Below are 19,364 nucleotides of genomic sequence, written 5' to 3' on the forward strand. Positions count from 1 at the left end.
TTAAGCAATAAGCTTAAATAACCTATGCTGCTTCTTGTTCTTTCTGATCGCGAACTGCAGCAATCGTGCGGACTAACTTGCCTGCAGATGCTTCTTTCATTGCGCTCATTAAACGTGCAATCGCTTCGTCGTAAGTAGGTAGCTTAGCTAACATATTTACGTCTACGGCATTACCTTCAAATGCAGCTGCTTTTAATTCAAAATCTTCGTTAGTTTTAGCGAAGTCTGTGAATAAACGTGCAGCAGCACCTGGGTGATCACTTGAAAAAGCAACTAGTGAAGGGCCTTTAAATACGTCAGAAACACATTCAAATTCAGTACCTTCTACTGCACGACGTGCTAGTGTATTACGGACAACTTTCATCCATACGCCACTTTCACGTGCTTGCTTACGCAATACAGTAATTGCTTCAACTGTAACACCACGGGCATCCGCGATTACAACTGAGTGAGCGCCACTAGCAGCTTCTTGAACTTCAGCAACAATTGCTTTTTTGTCATCAAGATTGATAGCCATTGGCTTTAACTCCTGGTTCAAACCGGTAAAAAGTACCGGTATTTACAATCCTTAGCTAATAATTACTTAATAGCTAAGCCATAACGGCGAGGACCAGAAAAATCTAGGAAATATCTGGGTAATCACCATCTACGTAGGACAAATTAAGTAGCTAAATCAGAAGAAATAACTACACCTACGGTCTTGGACGGGGGTTGTGCATTACCAGTGAATAATACTGAAAATCGCACAACTCCTACCAAAATTTAAGGGGCGAAATTATAGGTTATAATTTCGCCCTTGTAAAGTTCAATACACAAAACTTTACTCAAAAATATTTATACTTGTAATAAGTAAATAAATATTAAGCTTGAGTTAGTGATGTTTGGTTGACGACAACGCCGGCACCCATAGTTGTAGAAAGAGAAACTTTCTTCAAGTATTGACCTTTAGCATTTGCAGGTTTTGCTTTTTTAAGCGCTTCAAGCAATGCTTCTAAGTTTTCTTGCAATTGTGCAGGTTCGAAATCAGCCTTACCGATAGTGGTATGGATGATGCCGTTTTTGTCATTGCGGTAACGAATCTGACCAGACTTAGCGTTTTTAACAGCGCCAGCTACGTCAGGAGTTACTGTACCCACTTTAGGGTTAGGCATTAAACCACGTGGGCCTAAGATTTGACCTAGTTGACCAACAACACGCATTGCATCAGGAGAAGCAATAACAACGTCGAAGTTCATTTCGCCAGCTTTAACTTGCGCAGCTAAATCGTCCATACCTACAACGTCAGCACCAGCTTCTAAAGCTTTCTCTGCGTTTGCACCTTGTGTAAATACAGCAACACGTACATCACGGCCAGTACCATTTGGTAATACTGTTGCGCCACGAACGTTTTGATCTGATTTACGAGCATCGATACCAAGATTTACTGCAACATCTACGCTTTCACGGAAGTTAGCAGTAGCAAATTCTTTTAATAAAGAAACTGCTTCATTGATATCATATTCTTTTAATACGTCTACTTTTTCACGGATAAGACGAGCGCGTTTTGATAATTTAGCCATTGATTAGTCCTCTACCACTAAACCCATTGAACGAGCAGAACCCGCAATGGTACGCACTGCAGCTTCAAGTGAACCAGCAGTTAAATCAGGTTCTTTTGTCTTAACGATTTCTTCAAGTTGAGCTGTAGTAACAGTACCAACTTTTTCAGTGTTAGGACGACCAGAGCCGCTTTTGATTCCAGCAGCTTTTTTCAATAAGAAAGAAGCAGGTGGAGTTTTTGTTTCGAAAGTAAACGAACGGTCACTATATACAGTAATAACTACTGGAACCGGAGCGCCTTTTTCTAAAGAATCTGTTTTTGCGTTAAACGCTTTACAGAATTCCATGATGTTCACACCGTGTTGACCTAATGCAGGACCAACTGGTGGTGACGGGTTAGCTGCACCAGCAGCTACTTGTAGCTTGATTAAAGCTTGGACTTTCTTAGCCATTATAAAATACCTTTAGTTTGGGTAGTTAACGCAAATAACTTAGCACTAAGCTGGAATTCACCACCTTACCACAAGGTTTTCGCTTCCCTGTTTACAAAATTCACTTTAAAAACAATTGTTTTCACAACAGAATTAAGCGCATTTAGTGCGCGCTAAAAATAAGCGGCAGCGGATTATATATTAACCAGCCATCGCATTTCAAGCGCTTTTATTATCATCTTAAAAAAAGTCGTATGATATAAGCAAATCAAATTATTTTTTTTCTGTAAAATCAGCGTTTTTCCGCTACTTTATTAGTTGTAGATATAGTTGCTTCGATGCGGCGGTTTTGCTCATGAGCTGCATCAGTATTATCTGTATTAAGTAATTCGCTTTCACCATAACCTATCGAATTTAAACGATTTGCTTCAACACCAAAATCATTAATTAAAACATCAACAACAGCCTGAGCACGCTTAGCAGATAAAGTCTGGTTGTATGCAGCGCTACCTTTTGCTGAACTATGTCCTTTAATTGTTAAACTAAGATCTGGATAGGCTTCCATAAATTTAGCAACTTTAAGCATAATTGGTTTGTATTTTTCTTTAACAACGGCTTTATTATTATCAAAGTTGATAAGTAACTCAACTGTATCTTGTTCTTCAGTAAAAACGGTACAACCTACTTCATTTACTTTATCTGTTGCAGGAGTATTAGCGCAATTATCTTTGCTATCTAATACACCATCATTATCACTATCTAATTCGGCGATAGGAGCAACAGCAGCAACTGGCGCCACCACCGCAGCGGTTTTTACTGGCTCATTTCGCTTTATTTCAGCTTTTTGTGTGCCAAAGAAATAAACAAAGCCTAATTTAGCAGAGAGGTCTGTGTAATTATTATCAAATTGATAGTGACCTTTACTTTCAAAATAAAGCGCCATATTCTCGCTTAAATAATGACGGTAGCCAGCACCTAATGCTGCAGAAAGGTTTGATTCCTCTACATCTAAAACATCAGCACCACCAACTACATAAAAACTTTCTTTAAATGGGAAATATAAGAGATCGAGCGCAATGCTTTTTCCTGATGATAAATCAGCATTATGATTCTCAGCGACTGGATTAAAGTGGGTGTAAGAAAGTCTTGTTTCAAATAATTCTGAAAGACGGTAACCACCTTCAACCCCCACGCCTGAAGCATGGTCAATTGAAGAATTGGCATTAGCATTAAATAAGCGATCTTCATCTGTTTTTAAGTACATGGCATGACCACCAAGGTATACTTTGCCTACTAAACTCTCAGCACTTGGCTGCTCAGCAGCTGATAACGATAAAGAAAAAATTGATAAGCCTATTAGTTGGCTTATTTTTGAAACTGATAAATAGCGCATTACATATTGTCCCTGTGAATGTAGTGAGTTGATTGGTATTTTTTACGGCGCATATTTTAATCGTTTTTCACTTATGTTGCAGCATTTAGTTATTAAAATGTTAAAATATCTTTCAAATTGTTATACAAAATACACCTACAAGTTGAATTTCATATCATTAACATCTGATTTCCCAATGTTGGCTAAAACCTCTTACATTTATCCATTTGATTTTAGTTATAATGCCTATATTAAAATGTTAGTCACATAACTCTTAGGTCCTATATGTCTTTATCCTCACACAACGGTAAACTGCAGCAGTTTGTCGAGAGCCAAAAGTTTCAAAATTTTCTTATATTCCTTATCCTATTCAATGCAATTAGTCTGGGCCTTGAAACAAGTCAGTTTGGTAAAGCAAACGCTAGTCTTCTTCACATCATAGATAAGACCATCCTAGTATTGTTTACAGCTGAGTTGTTATTAAAACTCATTGTTTATAAAAATAAGTTTTTCCGCTCAGGCTGGAATTGGTTTGATTTTATAATCGTTGCTATATCCTGGGTACCAACAAGTGGTGCATTATCAGTATTACGTGCCTTTAGAATATTGCGGGTATTACGTTTACTTTCTGTCGTACCACAAATGCGCCGCGTGATCGGCGCACTCGGGCACTCGTTGCCGGGCATGGCTTCAGTCGTTGGAGTTCTAAGTATTATCTTTTATGTTTCAGCAGTTCTAACCACTAAGATCTTTGGTATGCATAACGATGCAAATATGCAAGAGTGGTTTGGTAGTATTGGAGCTTCTGCCTACACCTTATTTCAAGTAATGACATTAGAGAGTTGGTCTATGGGGATAGTCCGGCCAACTATGGAGTTATTTCCCCTTTCTTGGCTTTTCTTCGTCCCCTTTATCATTATTACCAGCTTCGCGGTACTTAATTTATTCATTGGTATTATTGTTGATGCTATGCAGGTTATGCATGAAGAAGAAGGGAAACCTAAACAAGTTATTGCCACTAGAGAAGATATATTAGTACTTGAACAAAAAATAGATAAGTTGAACCAATTACTGCAAACCCCCCCTCATGATAATGATAGATTTTTAACAGGTTAGCTATGTATTAATATACAAGCTCACAATCACACCTAAAGTGTGCAGAATGTTGTATCTTATATGTTTAAAGTCTTATCAATCAAACACTAATACGTTAAGGTTCATTTTAATATCAACTAAATGGAACCTTAACGGTTAAGAACATGACAGCTGCCTGCGTTTTTTCTTCTTTCAGTAAAAGAGTATTACTTATTTTAGTGGTGCTTATCACTGCTTGTAGTAGCAAGCCACAACTAAGCAATCCGCCTAAATTAACCACAGCCGATATTTATGTTAATCAAGTAGCTTTCGATACCCGATCACCTAAACAAGCCGTTGTTGTTTTGCCCATAGGCGAAACAGCAACACGCTTTATTGTTTATCAGGGATCAAGCATGATATATCAAGGTAAGCTTGCTTATCAGCCTAACTTTACAGAATGGGGAGCAGGTGCTCATTATTATCTCGCTGATTTCTCTCAAGTAAAACGTCGAGGTGAGTTTCATATCGTAGTAAACACACCTAAACAGCAACTGGCCTCCTCAACATTCATAATCAAACACAATGCATACTTTGCGCTTACCGCTAAATCACTAGTTAATTACTTTAGGGCAAGTCGCCATACTGACCCGAGTGATGAATCTATTCGTATAAATGGCACAGACCGTTATGTCAACGTTTCAGGTGGTTGGGTTAATGCTGGAGGGGATCAGGGCAAGCATTTAAGTCAGCATACTGATGCAAACTTTTTAGTCCCTCAGCAAGGTGCTATAGCGGTTTGGGCTATGGCAAAATCCTATAATAGCCTAAACAGGTTATATCAGCGGAAAGCCTTAGCACAGGAACTTGCTGAAGAAGTCACTTGGGGTGCTGATTACTTGCATAGAATATTAGATCGCGAGGGCTATTTTTATAACAATATTGATGACCAACGAGGTTTGGCTGATGAACGAGTTATTACCGGCTATGATGGACCTGAAGGCGACTTAAATACCAACTTTCAGGCCGCTTTTCGCGAAGGCGGTGGCATAGCCATTGCTGCACTAGTTAGGGCACATGAACTTAGTAATGAAACAGGAGTTCAAGGTGAGTTTTCTGCCAAGCAATATTTACTTGATGCTGAGCGAGCTTTTGCCCATTTGCAAAAGAACAATCTTCACTATGTCGACAATGGCGAAGAAAACATCATTGATGATTACACTGCGCTTATTGCAGCCACAGAACTTTATCGTATTACAAAAAAATCAAAGTACTTAAAAGCAGCGCGGCACCGTGCTCATAACTTAAACAATCGCATGACATCACAAGGTTGGTTTGTAAGCGATGATAATGACAGACCTTTTTATCATGGCGTTGAATCTGGCTTTCCCATTATTGCCTTAGCCGACTATTTAGCCATAGAGAAAAATCGTCAGATGAGCGCTAAAACTAAACGAACAATTAAGCTTTCATTGGATTATCAACTCACTTTAAACTCTCAGGTAGCTAATCCTTTTAATTTAGCGCGACAAACATTTAAAACCTGCAAAGATCGTCAGTGCTCTACACAAAAGCAGAGTTTTTTCACTCCGCAAACCAATGAAAATAGCGATATATGGCAAGGTGAAAGTTCTCGTTTAACCTCCTTAACAGCAGCAGCTATATGGGGAGGTAAAATTACTCACAGTGATAAACTTGGCGCATTTGGTATCAATGATGAACTCGCTTATTTTGCGCAAAGCCAAATGGATTGGGTTTTAGGTAAAAATCCTTATCAAGTAAGTATGCTTTATGGTTTTGGTGTCAATAACCCACCACATGCACAAAGCGCTGGGACTATGTTAAATGGTGGTATTTCTAATGGAATTACTGGTGCAACATCCCATCCTGATGGTCGTGGTATTACCTGGGCACAAGGGCCCGATGAAAATGATTGGCGCTGGGTTGAGCAATGGTTGCAAAATTCGACCTGGTATCTATTAGCTATGACTGCCATGACTGAATAAATCATTTTAACAGACTGAGCTATCTAACTCAGTCTGTTAAAATATTTGGCCTGCCCTCATAATTATCAACAGACTCTTCTAGTGATATTTGTCCATGCTGCACTCAACAACCTTTTATGCTGATAAGCATAATCAGCTTATTTGTTGAATGACTATTTTCAATAGCAAAAAAAAACGCCTGCACAAGGCAAGCGTTTAAATCAGTGTTTAACATTTGAAGAAAAGTGGCTAATTAGCTACCTTTTTCAACTTGACCGAATTCTAAATCAACTGGCGTTGAACGACCGAAGATAAGCACTGACACTTTAATACGGTTTTTCTCGTAATCAAGCTCTTCAACTACACCATTAAAGTCTGCAAATGGACCATCGATAACACGAATAACTTCACCAGGCTCAAATAATGTTTTAGGCTTCGGCTTATCTGTTTCTTCAAGGCGCTGTAAAATGCGGTCAGCTTCTCTTTGAGTAATAGGCGCAGGACGATCACTTGTGCCACCAATAAAACCAAGCACACGTGGAACACTTTTTACTAAATGCCAAGCATCTACATCCATTTCCATTTGTACTAAAACGTAGCCAGGGAAAAATTTGCGTGAACTTTTACGCTTTTGACCTGCGCGCATTTCCACAACTTCTTCAGTAGGAACTAAAATCTCACCAAATTTATCTTGTAAACCGTGAATTTCAATGTGCTCAAGCAATGTTTTTTGCACACGCCCTTCATAGCCAGAAAACGCTTGTACTACATACCAACGTAATTTCGGATTTTGATTTACTTGCTTTTCTTCGCCTTCTGGAGAGACATTTTCTTCTGACATATTTTCTTCAGACATAACTAAACCTGCATACCTGTAACTAAACCAACTAACCAGAATAGAACAGAGTCTAATCCCCAAAGTAGCAATGACATTAACAAAGTCACTACCAATACAATACCCGTCGTTTGTACCGCTTCTTGGCGTGTTGGCCAAACAACTTTACGTACTTCAGTACGTGCTTCTTTAGCAAATATAGCGGCATTACGACCTTTTTCTGTTTGTAATGCAATTAAACCAGCAATACCAACCATAACTACAACAGCCACGGCTCTGATTAATACTGACTCTTCACCGTAAACGTAATTACCCGCAACAGCACCAGCTAAAAGTAAGAATATGACTCCCCACTTTACCGTATCGAAAGAACTGCTTGGTTGCTCTTCTGTACTTGCATTCATAATTCTATTCCGTATTTATCTACTTTCTAATAACGTGACTTGTAATCACAAATCACTAAAACATAGGTGATCGACCTATATTTACTCAAAATGGCAGGGGTGGAGAGACTCGAACTCCCAACCATCGGTTTTGGAGACCGCTGTTCTACCAATTGGAACTACACCCCTACAGATTGCTTATAAAGCAATGGTTACACTTATCAGGTGAATCTTAGTTTTTTTGGGAAATAAGAGATACTCGAGAAGTGAGGCGTTATTATACTCAGCCCAGTGTTTTACTCAAGAAGTATTTGTTGTAAAGACTAAGATAAGCAATATCTCTATCATTAATTCTACTAATAATTAGCACATGATTATTTAAAATACAGCTGTTACTCAACTAGTTGCTTAGAATTTACTTATCTCAATGTTATATATCAGACAGAAATAACAACACTACTCGATTTTAAGTAAAATAAAGAACTCCGTTATTTATTTTCACGCACAAAAAAGACCGCATAAGCGGCCTTTTTCATCAATACTGTTATCTAGAAATTAATCTAAGATAGCTGATACAACACCAGCACCAACAGTACGACCACCTTCACGGATTGCGAAGCGTAAACCTTCGTCCATCGCTACTGGGTTAATTAGCTCTACAACAAATTTCAAGTTGTCGCCAGGCATTACCATTTCAACACCTTCAGGTAGCTCTACAGAACCTGTGATGTCAGTTGTACGGAAGTAAAACTGTGGACGGTAACCTTTGAAGAATGGAGTATGACGACCACCTTCATCTTTACTTAGTACGTATACTTCTGATTCGAACTTAGTGTGAGGAGAAATTGAACCTGGAGCACATAGTACTTGACCACGTTCTACATCTTCACGCTTAAGACCACGTAGAAGAACACCACAGTTCTCACCAGCACGACCTTCGTCAAGAAGCTTACGGAACATTTCAACACCTGTACAAGTTGATTTTTGTGTATCACGGATACCAACAACTTCTACTTCTTCACCTACTTTGATGATACCGCGCTCTACACGACCAGTAACAACTGTACCACGACCTGAGATTGAGAATACATCTTCGATAGGCATGATGAATGCACCGTCGATTGCACGCTCTGGCTCTGGAATGTAAGAATCAAGTGCATCAGCTAGTTCAACAACTTTATCTTCCCATTTAGCTTCGCCTTGAAGTGCGCCTAAAGCTGAACCTTGGATTACTGGTAAGTCATCACCTGGGAAATCATATTCAGAAAGAAGTTCACGAACTTCCATTTCTACTAATTCTAATAATTCTTCATCATCAACAACATCACATTTGTTCATGAAAACGATGATGAAAGGAACACCAACTTGGCGAGACAATAAGATGTGCTCACGTGTTTGTGGCATAGGACCATCTGTAGCAGCAACTACTAAGATAGCACCATCCATTTGTGCAGCACCAGTGATCATGTTTTTGATGTAATCAGCATGGCCTGGACAATCTACGTGTGCGTAGTGACGAGTTTCTGTATCGTATTCGATGTGAGAAGTATTGATTGTAATACCACGCTCACGCTCTTCAGGAGCATTATCGATTTGTGCGAAATCTTTAACTTCACCACCGTGAACTTTAGTTAATACCGCAGAGATAGCGGCTGTTAAAGTTGTTTTACCGTGATCAACGTGTCCAATAGTACCAACGTTTACATGTGGTTTATTACGTTCAAATTTTTCTTTAGCCATTTTAAAATACCTCTGGGTATAGTAATAATTTACTGTTTAAGTTTGCGATTTAATTTGAGATAAGGATAGATTAATCTAGGAATGGTGCTGATAGGCAGATTCGAACTGCCGACCTCACCCTTACCAAGGGTGCGCTCTACCAACTGAGCCATATCAGCATTCATATATAAAGATTGGAGCGGGTGGCGGGAATCGAACCCGCTTCATCAGCTTGGAAGGCTGAGGTAATAGCCAGTATACGACACCCGCTTTTCTATCTGTTCATCTCTGCTTTTTGACTTACCTTACTTTAGTAAGGATAAATCGAAATATGGTGGAGGGAGGTGGATTCGAACCACCGAAGGCTGAGCCGTCAGATTTACAGTCTGATCCCTTTGGCCACTCGGGAACCCCTCCACTTTAAGCCTATACCTTTTATCAAGGTACCTTATATAAGCATCGCTTAGATAAGTATTAATGGTGCCGACTGCCGGAATCGAACTGGCGACCTACTGATTACAAGTCAGTTGCTCTACCAACTGAGCTAAGTCGGCACTACATTAAGTGGTGCGAATTCTAGTGTAATGTTTTACGCCTTGCAATAGCTAAATTCAAATATTTTGCACTTTTTTCATCTTTATTGTTTGTTTGATGGTTTTTCATTCAAAGGAAGCTTGTTTTTACTACGTAGTGACCTGTTATAGCAAGTCCATTAAGTGATTTTCTACGCAGCGAGAACCGAAAGCCTTAGAATTGAGCTGTTGATTGAAGAGAATCGTTAAACGGGGAAATACATTGATCATGCTCTAATAAGCTGAATCTATGCTGTATCCCTGATAAAAAACAATAACTATACAAATTTGATTTGTTATGACTCTTTTAACATTGCACGGAAGTGACAATAAATTTAATAGCATTAGCCTTAATCATAGCTAAAGTACAAACTCCGACATTAAATCAATACCGGGGTTTGTCTTTTAACTTTTCAAAGCCAATTTATTGACTATATTGCTTACACTATTATAGTAGTACTATTTCTGACCTCAAACATTCTAGCTTAATGTGATAAAGAGGAAGCGGGTAAACCACCTAATTGTCCTGCTGACATTTGTGACATTATAGGTGTCTGTTGCTCAACTTGTGCTCTAGCTGCTGCGGATGTTAATGCTCCAACTGATTTATTTCTTGCTCTGACCATAGGTGCCGGAATAATACGGCCTTTTACTTTTGGCTCTGGGGCAAAGTTAGCTGATGATTTACCCAATAAACGGGTATGAATACAAGATCGGATTTCTTCTAAGGTATAATTTGCTTTTACTTTAATACGTAGATGCGGAATCGATGCAGCCTCTAAACTGCCACTAACAAACCAATCTTTTTTGATTTTATAACCTCGTCCCTGTGTATCGACTAAATCAATAGCGCCTAGCAGTTTCATCGTGCTACGGTCACAGATAACAAAGTCCAAGTACTTAGTTTCAGCACTTTTTGCTGCCGTTTGACTGGCTCGGCTTGAGACACCATTACGTATTGTTACCACATCACTCAGCCTAACGCGGTTCAATACACGGTATTTAGACCCTAGAGCTTGCTCTACTAGGTTTTGGAAGTTTTTTTCTGCGGGTGTAAAAATGGCTTTTTTACTATCAAACGGAAAAGGAAAGCTATTGTCATTTAAACGACTTGCTAACACAGCAACAATTACCACTAAGGTAATTAAGGCAAATAATATCAATTCCATACATTTCTCCAGCGATTCAAATTCTTGACGCTTTTTCTGATTCAGAGAATAAGCGCACTACTAAGCTTGAATTAAGCAGAATACGTGCCAAAGAGCGATATTTCGAAAAGTTTTTACAAGGGGAATTTATTTACTTTATTTGAATTCATATCTACAAAAATATTGATTCAAGCGGTAGATGCAGTATCAAACAACTGCACCTATCTAGATAGTTACTGATAATAACCTAGGCTGGATACTTTTCCTCTAACGCTTGGTAAAGTTGTTGTTGAAAATCTTCTGCACTAGTATCTAAGGTAGTCACTAGTTTTGCTAGTACCTCATTATCTTCTTCACCATGCCATTCTTTAATATAACTACCTTCTTTATACCCGTGATCTTGACGGAAAAAGTTAAGGGTATTTTTACCAACATATTGTCTGAATAATTCATCTAGATCCATGTTCATTAACGACATACAGTCGGCTAACGCCTTAGCATCAAAGGCTTTATTGGAGACAGCAGCAGAAGCTAAATTTTCTAACGCTATTTTAAAATCACTTTCTGCAGTGCCTTGATGTAATTCTTTAGCAAGCTCACTAGCAATTAATTCAGCGCTATCGCCTGATAATAAACGTAGGCTTAAACCAAAGTGAAAAATATCGACCAGTTCTAATTGCACTTGAGCGACGTCAATTTCTTGATGTTTCCACCACTTCCAACCATGATGATCTAACATCTCAGCACATTCTACCCAAATGGCACGATACCATTCATAGCCATTCTCTCGCCATGTATCACTAACACGACTATTCATCGCATCTTGCATAACCAGCATTTGGCTAATTTGTTTTTCAGCTAAAGAAAGTGCGGTTGATAGTTTTTCGCTCATGTATTTCTCAAATAATAAAGTCTGTATTGTTATTTTGCCGTAGCTGATAGCTTGTGACAAGTATTTGCTGTTTGTTTTGCTTAAAGAACCACTTTATGGCTATATTAGTTAGGTAAACCTTTTCTCCCTTTGCTTCTTGTTTTCCTCGCATTAAGTAAACGAGTTAGTCCAAGGAGAGCTCCATGAAGCAAATAGAAAGTTCACTACTACTAAGCTCCGTCATTGACCTCATTGATGATCTTATTTTCTATAAAGATAAACATTTCAAATATATTGGTTGTAATGCTGCTTTCCTTAGCTTTATCGGTAAAACCTCTGCAGAGCTTCTTGGCAAAGATGATTTTGAGTTATTTGAGCATAATGTAGCTAGTCAGTTCAGAAAACACGATAAGCTCATGCTCGCAGAAGGAAAAATCAGATCTAATGAAGAATGGGTTACCTACCCTAATAATAAAAAAGTCTACCTGTTAACTAAAAAGATCCCTTTTGTTTATGACGGCATCAACACTGGCATTTTAGGTATTAGTCGGGATATTACTTTATTAGAGAAAGCCAACCAAAAGTTGCAAGAGCAAACTTTGCTCGACGAGCTCACACAGGTTAAAAATAGAAAAGCCTATAACCTGAAAATTAAATCGCTACTTGCAGTTTACGAACGCTATCAAACTCCTTTCTCGATCATCAGTATAGACATTGATGACTTTAAAGATATTAATGATAGTTTTGGTCATGACATGGGCGATACTGTCTTACGAAATTTTGCTGCGCTGCTCGAAAAAAACATTAGAGAAACCGATCACCTGTTTAGAATTGGTGGTGAAGAATTTGTTATATTATCAGAATCAAAAACTAAGGTGGATGCTATTCAATTAGCCGAGAAGTTGCGGCAAATTGTGGCTTTTACTGAGCTACTTTCAGAAATAAAAGTCACCATCAGCTTAGGGATCTGTGAAGTCTCTTTCGGTGATAGCCCAAACTCAATTGCTAAGCGAGTCGATAAGTTGCTTTATGAAGCTAAGTCAGATGGAAAAAACAAGGTGATTTATCATTCAAAAAAATAAATCATGAAATGCATTAATTTTTTTGAATGATAAATATACTTATTAACTGAATAGTTTTTTCCTTACCATAGCTCGATAGTCTTTTGGTGTTATATGTAAATCTTTCTTAAATAGACGTGTTAAGTGTCCTTGGTCTTGATAACCAACCTGATCGGCTATTTCTTGTATGGTTAAATTACTCGATGCCAACAATTCTTTAGCTGTTTCAATTCTTAATTGCTGCCAGTACTGCGTTGCACGAACGCCTGTTGCGGCTTTGAATCGACGGGTGAAAGATCGTTGACTCATACCAAACTGCTTGGCAATTTCTGTCAGCGTTAATTCAGTTGTTAAGTTTGTGCGCAACCAAAATTGAATTTCAGCTATCAATTCATCAGCGTGTCTATCTCCTGCCCCTTCTAGATAACGCTGTTCTTCATATGGCTTACGTATTTCATGGGAAAAGTTACGCTCAACATTCTGTGCCGCCTCTTTGCCATAGTGCTGAGCAATGAGATGGACAATAATATCAGCTAGTGCATTTAAGCTTGCTGCACAATATATACGTTCAGATTGAGTAATAAAAAAATCAGGTTTTAAATCAACTTGCGGATAATCTCGCTTAAATTGCTCAACATAGTGCCAATGTGTAGTAGCAGAGTGATTATCCAATAAACCAGATTCCGCCAAAAAACACACGCCTGTACCAACACCAATAATCGTGCTTCCCTGCTGCCAACACTGTTTTAACCAAGCAACTAGTTTTTTATGATTTTTTATAACAGGGCGAGGGTTTCGCCATAAACTCGGCACAATAATGATATCAGGCAAGACTGACTTAGCGACTAACTCACTATCCAGTGTTATATCTGCCATCATGGTAATGCCCGCACGAGATTTTATATTAACCGCTGATTCACTTAAAAACTGTGTATTAAGTGCTAATACCGATTTATCATAACGCCTAGCAAAGGCTTCACCGGCGAGTAACATTTCAACAGGTAACGTGACCCCTGTAGCTAAAACATGCGGATAAATAAGTAAATTTACGATTAATTCATCTGTTTTAATACGCTTATTAGGCATAATTTATTCCCTATACATTACTTGTGGCCATTATAGCATGAGACAAGGCCGTTTTGGCTCATTATTATTTTGTGGAGCCATTAGAATAGACACCATCAAACGCAATACTCTTATTTTGCATTTATTCAAATTCTTTAAGTGGATTATCACATGACTCGTTTACCTTTAATTATTGGCATGGGCGGTATTAATGCTTCAGGTCGCACTTCATTTCATCAAGGATTTCGACGTATAGTAATCGACAAGTTAACGGCACAAGCTCGCCAAGAAACCTTTGTCGGTTTAGCTAGCTTAATGAAAATTATCACAAAAAGAGACGACACTTTAGTTGATGCTGACGGTAACCTTGTTTTAGCTGAAGAGATAGAAAGTAAATTTGGTCAACAAATACTTGCGGGTACCTTAATTCGTAAAATTGAAAAAAATCATTTTGATCCCGATGCAACACACTGGCATCAAAAAATGAAAGTCAGCCCTACAGATACACCTATTACATTTGAATTACGTGCGAAAGAATTACCTGTACCGGTACCTAGCTCATGGTTAGTGTCTGACCTTGGTAAAGGGAAGGTCTCTGTCGAAATTCCTGAGCAACTAACTTTTACTCACGATTCTTATCGAGATAACCCGATTAAAGCCGCTGGTCAATTCCCTACTGGATTTGAACCTACTGAGCTTTACAAGAGCCGAAACCATCCACGTGGTTTACAGGTCACAATTTTTGCCGCAACTGATGCTATTCGCTCTACAGGATTAGAGTGGGATGCTATTTTAGATAAAATTAGCCCTGATGAAATAGGTACTTACTCTGCTTCAATAGCAGGACAAATGCATGATGAGGGTTTTGGTGGCTTAGTTAAGAGTCGTTTAACCGGCTCGCGTGTTAGCACTAAGCAATTAGCGTTGGGCCTAAATACTATGTCTACCGATTTTATCAATGCTTATGTAACTGGCAATGTCGGCACGACGTTTACTAGCTCTGGGGCTTGTGCAACATTTTTGTATAATCTACGCGCCGCAACACATGACATGGCTGCTGGTCGAACACGTGTCGCTATTGTTGGTAGTAGTGAAACGCCTATCACGCCAGAGATGATTGAAGGTTTTGGCAACATGAGTGCATTAGCCAATGAAGAAGGACTAAAAAAACTTGATGGTACTGATACTGCAGATCACCGACGAACTAGTCGTCCATTTGGCCACAATTGTGGTTTTACCATGGGTGAAGGCGCACAATTTGTTGTATTGATGGATGATGCTCTCGCACTAGAAATGGGTGCAAAAGTACTTGGCTCTGTTGCCGATGTATTCATTAATGCCGACGGTTACAAAAAATCGATTACAGCACCTGGCCCTGGTAACTATATTACGATGGCCAAATCAGTAGCTTTAGCCGAGCAAGTATTGGGCAAAGAAGCATTACAAGAACGTAGCTTTATTTTGGCGCATGGTTCTAGTACACCACAAAACCGCGTTACTGAGTCATTAATTTACCATAAAGTTGCAGAATGCTTTAACATCGATAATTGGCCGGTTGCTGCACCTAAAGCGTATATCGGTCATACATTAGGCCCTGCTAGTGGCGATCAAATGGCAATGGCATTAGGTATTTTTAGCGATAATATTATGCCTGGTATTACCACAATTGATGAAGTTGCTGAAGATGTTCATAACGAGCACCTAAATATTGCAACTGATCACTGGCATTGTCCAGATATGGACATTGCATTTATCAATTCTAAAGGCTTTGGTGGGAATAACGCTACTGCTACTGTTTTTTCTCCGAAAGTAAGTTTAGCCATGATGGAAAAGCGTTATGGTGCAGAGGCCATGGAAACCTATCAACAAAAATTAGTTGAAGTAGAAAAAGCCCAACAAGTTTACCGTGATAACGCTAATGATGGTCAATTCGATTTAATTTATAAGTTTGGTGAAGGTCTGATTAATGAAGCTGATATTGAGTTAACAAGCGACAGTTTAACTTTCGCTGAATTTAAGAACAGTATTGCACTACCTAATCAAAACCCGTTTGATGATATGGTCTAATAGCAATCCAAGAAAGGTATTAGCTTGCTTATTTAGCAAGTTAATACCAGATATGCTTCTGTCTTTCTTTTAAGTGAATAGTCGAGTCACTTCTGTTTCAACTGTAGTACTCCTAAACAAAAACAAGGAAAAATATGACTCGACTTCGCATCATTATTATCACCTTTCTCTCACTATCTGCCTTTGCGGCTAACTCACTCATCACCCGTTATGCGCTAGAACAAACAACAATTGATGAAGCCAGCTTTATTATGCTTCGAGTGGTCTCTGGAGCACTTTTCTTAGGGATATATTTAACGATAAAAAAAGATAAAAAAATTTCACAAGGTGGTACTTGGTTTGCGGCTTTTGCTTTGTTTATTTATGCGGTGAGTTTTACCTATGGTTATGGGCTGATCGCAGCGGGGACTGGTGCTTTATTGCTTTTTGGCTCAGTGCAAATAACCATGACAATTGCTGGCTACCGTGAAGGAGAACGACTAAATGTAATACAATTAGTCGGCTTTATTTTAGCCATTGCTGGGCTAGTGATTTTAATGCTGCCGGGCATCAGCGCACCTTCTTTAATAGGAGCATCCTTGATGTGTATTTCAGGAATCGCTTGGAGTATTTATACATTACAAGGCAGAGGAGCTAGAAACCCCGCCGCTAGCACTGCCGGTAATTTTATCAAAGCAGCCCCTATGGCAACGCTGTTATGGCTCATGGTTTATCTGTCGACAAATAATACTATTTCATTAGCAAACACAGGTGTCATTTATGCGTTGCTGTCCGGTATTGTCACTTCTGGAATAGGGTATATCATTTGGTATAGCGTATTACCTGAACTTAAAGCGACTCAAGCTGCCATTGTGCAATTAAGTGTGCCGCTCTTAGTCACATTGGCAGGTGCCCTATTACTGAGTGAGGCGATTACATTACGTATTGTGATCGCTTCTATAGCTATCTTAATCGGTACCATGCTAGTACTGTCTTTTAAACGTAAGCATTAATCGTCTTTTCGTCCTCAATTGCTAGCATCATAGCATTGAAAAAGTGGTATCAACAATACCGCTTAAATGCACTCTTATTTACACCAGTCAATAAAGCTGTACATAAAACCAGTAAACGATTTATACTTAAACCTTTGTTGTTTCTCACTAACACTTGGATATGGCTTGAAACTCTACATTGCCGAAAAACCGAGTTTAGGTCGCGCTATTGCAGCTGCATTACCTAAGCCACAAAAAAATCATAAAACACACATCGAACTCGCTAATGGTGATGTGGTCAGTTGGTGTATCGGACATATTTTGGCGCAAGCAGATCCTGAAGACTATGACGCCGAATTAAAAAAATGGCGCATGGATAATCTGCCCATAGTGCCGCAACAATGGCAATTAAAACCAATCGCTCGTACTCGTTCACAATTGACTGTCTTAAGAAAATTGGTCAAGCAAGCCAACGAAATTATTCACGCAGGCGATCCCGACAGGGAGGGTCAATTACTCGTTGATGAAGTAATTGATTACTTTAAATTATCGAAAGCCAAAAAGGCTAACGTTAAACGTTTGCTGATCAGCGATTTAAACTTACCTGCCGTAAAACGCGCACTTAACTCACTAAAACCTAATAGTGATTTTATGCCGCTATCAATTTCTGCTTTAGCACGTTCACGTGCTGATTGGCTTTATGGTATTAACCTCACCCGTGCTTATACTTTGCAAGGACAAAAAACAGGTTATAACTCAGTATTATCTGTGGGCCGTGTGCAAACACCTTTATTAGGTCTAGTCGTTAGACGTGAGCAAGAAATATCAAACTTCATCAGTAAGCCATTCTTCCAAGTACAGGCACATATTGCCCTAAACTCAGATGAAGGGGTCGCTTTCACGGCAAAATGGCAGCCAAGTGAAAACTGCCAACCTTATTGTGATGAAGAAGGTCGGGTGCTGGTGAAAGCATTAGCTGAGAATGTTGTTAATCGCATTGAGAATCAAGCAGCTACTATCAGTAACATTGACAGTAATGAAAAACAGCAGGCCGCCCCTCTGCCCTTTAATTTGTCACAATTACAAATTAGTGCAGCTAAGCAGTTTTCTATGAATGCCAAGCTGGTACTGGATGTCTGCCAAGCATTGTACGAAAAACATCAGTTGATTACCTATCCTCGTTCAGATTGTCGTTATTTACCTAAAGGGCAATTAAAGCAAGCTAGTGGCATTGTTAACATGCTAGCTAACTCATCATTGCCTTGTAATAAACCCGCTCAAGGGGCAAATACTTCTCTAGTGAGTAAAGCTTGGAATGATAAAAAAATAACCGCCCATCATGCGATTATTCCAACCGAGAAATCACCTGAACGCATTAACTTAAATACCTTTGAAAAAAATGTCTATTTACTGATTGTTCGTCAGTATTTAGCGCAATTTTATCCTGCTTATATATATCAGCAAACTAAGGTGAATTTATTGATTGCCGGAGGGCACTTTGTAAGCCAAGCAAAAACAGAGAAACAGCTGGGCTGGCAAGTATTATTCCCAAAAAGTAATAAAACGAACAGCCAAAACAAGTTAGCACAAGAAAGTGATAAGGAGCAAACATTACCTCCACTAACAAAAGGGCAAGTGCTGCATTGCAAACATGGTCAGTTGATAGAGAAACACACGTCACCACCGCAATCTTTTACTGATGCAACGCTGCTCGGTGCTATGACGGGTATTTCCCGTTACGTCAATGACGCAGCCATTAAAAAAGTATTGAAAGACACCGACGGTCTAGGTACAGACGCCACCCGCGCCGGCATCATTGATTTACTCTTTAAACGTGGTTTTTTACAACGTCAAGGTAAAGCAATAACCGCAACAGAAGTCGGTATTGCCTTAATCAATGCTCTACCTCTAAAGGCCACGCTCCCCGATATGACTGCGCAATGGGAAGCAACACTCACTGCAATCAGCGAAAAGAATGCCAGCTATTTAAGTTTCATGCAGCCGTTGACAAATACAGTGAATGAGATGGTACAAGGAGCCGGCCAGCAATCTTTTGCAGGCTTACCTAAAGTTGCTTTTAAGCCAAAACGCCGTAAAAAAACCTTTCAGAAAAAGGCGGCTAGAAAGGCAAGTTAACATTATTTGACTCAAGATAAGTGTTAAAAAAAGTACGCTTTCATGCTTCCTTGTACGCTAGGGAATTTACCTTTTCCTAGTAAATTATTTTATAGAATAATAGCTTACAAATTTGAAGATTAAAGTAATTTGAGA

The 19,364-nt window shown here is 39.0% G+C and carries 16 protein-coding genes and 5 tRNA genes; 6 read left to right on the forward strand and 15 right to left on the reverse strand.

All coding sequences use genetic code 11. The annotated features are described in order from the left end of the window. Positions 1-22 precede the first annotated feature (22 nt). The 4 genes from rplJ to ND2E_RS17755 all read right to left on the reverse strand — a co-directional run bounded on the left by rplJ (position 23) and on the right by ND2E_RS17755 (position 3,363). Positions 23-517 (reverse strand): 50S ribosomal protein L10, encoded by a 495-nt coding sequence (gene rplJ, locus ND2E_RS17770; protein WP_033092459.1) that lies wholly within the window; start codon positions 515-517, stop codon positions 23-25. A 343-nt stretch (positions 518-860) separates the two neighbouring features. Beyond that, on the reverse strand, positions 861-1,559 hold the full coding sequence (gene rplA / locus ND2E_RS17765; protein WP_033092460.1) for a 50S ribosomal protein L1: 699 nt from the start codon (positions 1,557-1,559) through the stop codon (positions 861-863). Positions 1,560-1,562: 3 nt separating this feature from the next. Next, on the reverse strand, positions 1,563-1,991 hold the full coding sequence (rplK, locus tag ND2E_RS17760; protein ID WP_033092461.1) for a 50S ribosomal protein L11: 429 nt from the start codon (positions 1,989-1,991) through the stop codon (positions 1,563-1,565). Between the two features lie 271 nt (positions 1,992-2,262). After that, positions 2,263-3,363 (reverse strand): OmpA family protein, encoded by a 1,101-nt coding sequence (locus tag ND2E_RS17755; RefSeq protein WP_052056232.1) that lies wholly within the window; start codon positions 3,361-3,363, stop codon positions 2,263-2,265. Between the two features lie 264 nt (positions 3,364-3,627). On the opposite strand from ND2E_RS17755, the gene ND2E_RS17750 reads away from it, so the two are divergent. Together ND2E_RS17750 and ND2E_RS17745 are read left to right on the forward strand one after the other, a co-directional pair. After that, complete coding sequence (locus tag ND2E_RS17750; RefSeq protein ID WP_033092462.1) at positions 3,628-4,458, forward strand: ion transporter; 831 nt, start codon at positions 3,628-3,630, stop codon at positions 4,456-4,458. Positions 4,459-4,601: 143 nt separating this feature from the next. Continuing rightward, a complete protein-coding gene (locus ND2E_RS17745) occupies positions 4,602-6,422 on the forward strand; it encodes a glycoside hydrolase family 9 protein (RefSeq protein ID WP_033092463.1) in 1,821 nt (606 codons plus the stop codon). A gap of 232 nt (positions 6,423-6,654) precedes the next feature. Here the strand turns inward: ND2E_RS17745 and nusG are convergent, their stop codons facing one another. The 10 genes from nusG to ND2E_RS17700 form a co-directional block, all read right to left on the reverse strand. Continuing rightward, positions 6,655-7,242 (reverse strand): transcription termination/antitermination protein NusG, encoded by a 588-nt coding sequence (nusG, locus tag ND2E_RS17740; RefSeq protein ID WP_033092727.1) that lies wholly within the window; start codon positions 7,240-7,242, stop codon positions 6,655-6,657. 17 nt (positions 7,243-7,259) lie between these two features. Further along, on the reverse strand, positions 7,260-7,640 hold the full coding sequence (gene secE / locus ND2E_RS17735; protein ID WP_033092464.1) for a preprotein translocase subunit SecE: 381 nt from the start codon (positions 7,638-7,640) through the stop codon (positions 7,260-7,262). 91 nt (positions 7,641-7,731) lie between these two features. Continuing rightward, positions 7,732-7,808: transfer RNA gene (locus ND2E_RS17730), tRNA-Trp, on the reverse strand. Between the two features lie 366 nt (positions 7,809-8,174). Then, the gene (gene tuf / locus ND2E_RS17725; RefSeq protein ID WP_033092465.1) at positions 8,175-9,359 is read right to left on the reverse strand and encodes an elongation factor Tu; all 1,185 of its coding nucleotides are present in this window, start codon (positions 9,357-9,359) and stop codon (positions 8,175-8,177) included. 82 nt (positions 9,360-9,441) lie between these two features. Continuing rightward, positions 9,442-9,517, reverse strand: a tRNA-Thr gene (locus tag ND2E_RS17720). Positions 9,518-9,533: 16 nt separating this feature from the next. Then, a tRNA-Gly gene (locus ND2E_RS17715) sits at positions 9,534-9,608 on the reverse strand. Between the two features lie 62 nt (positions 9,609-9,670). Then, positions 9,671-9,755, reverse strand: a tRNA-Tyr gene (locus ND2E_RS0121210). Positions 9,756-9,816: 61 nt separating this feature from the next. Further along, positions 9,817-9,892 (reverse strand) — tRNA-Thr (locus ND2E_RS17710). A gap of 503 nt (positions 9,893-10,395) precedes the next feature. Then, complete coding sequence (locus ND2E_RS17705) at positions 10,396-11,079, reverse strand: DUF2726 domain-containing protein (RefSeq protein ID WP_033092466.1); 684 nt, start codon at positions 11,077-11,079, stop codon at positions 10,396-10,398. Between the two features lie 226 nt (positions 11,080-11,305). Beyond that, on the reverse strand, positions 11,306-11,950 hold the full coding sequence (locus ND2E_RS17700; protein ID WP_052056233.1) for a dUTP diphosphatase: 645 nt from the start codon (positions 11,948-11,950) through the stop codon (positions 11,306-11,308). Between the two features lie 182 nt (positions 11,951-12,132). Between ND2E_RS17700 and ND2E_RS17695 the strand changes: the two genes are divergently transcribed. Then, positions 12,133-13,011 carry a GGDEF domain-containing protein gene (locus ND2E_RS17695; RefSeq protein WP_033092467.1) on the forward strand — a complete coding sequence of 293 codons (879 nt, stop codon included), beginning with the start codon at positions 12,133-12,135 and terminating at the stop codon, positions 13,009-13,011. Between the two features lie 42 nt (positions 13,012-13,053). Here ND2E_RS17695 and ND2E_RS17690 read toward each other — a convergent pair whose 3' ends face one another. Next, positions 13,054-14,076: a GlxA family transcriptional regulator gene (locus ND2E_RS17690; protein ID WP_033092468.1), complete on the reverse strand. Its 1,023-nt coding sequence runs from the start codon at positions 14,074-14,076 to the stop codon at positions 13,054-13,056. A gap of 150 nt (positions 14,077-14,226) precedes the next feature. Here ND2E_RS17690 and ND2E_RS17685 point away from each other — a divergent pair, with 150 nt between their 5' ends. The 3 genes from ND2E_RS17685 to ND2E_RS17675 all read left to right on the forward strand — a co-directional run bounded on the left by ND2E_RS17685 (position 14,227) and on the right by ND2E_RS17675 (position 19,229). Continuing rightward, the gene (locus ND2E_RS17685) at positions 14,227-16,122 is read left to right on the forward strand and encodes a beta-ketoacyl synthase (protein ID WP_033092469.1); all 1,896 of its coding nucleotides are present in this window, start codon (positions 14,227-14,229) and stop codon (positions 16,120-16,122) included. Between the two features lie 134 nt (positions 16,123-16,256). After that, complete coding sequence (locus ND2E_RS17680; protein WP_033092470.1) at positions 16,257-17,114, forward strand: DMT family transporter; 858 nt, start codon at positions 16,257-16,259, stop codon at positions 17,112-17,114. A 165-nt stretch (positions 17,115-17,279) separates the two neighbouring features. Next, a complete protein-coding gene (locus ND2E_RS17675; RefSeq protein ID WP_033092471.1) occupies positions 17,280-19,229 on the forward strand; it encodes a DNA topoisomerase III in 1,950 nt (649 codons plus the stop codon). Positions 19,230-19,364 lie beyond the last annotated feature (135 nt).

Origin of the sequence: Colwellia psychrerythraea (assembly GCF_000764225.1) — a bacterium.
Taxonomy (GTDB): domain Bacteria; phylum Pseudomonadota; class Gammaproteobacteria; order Enterobacterales; family Alteromonadaceae; genus Colwellia; species Colwellia psychrerythraea_D.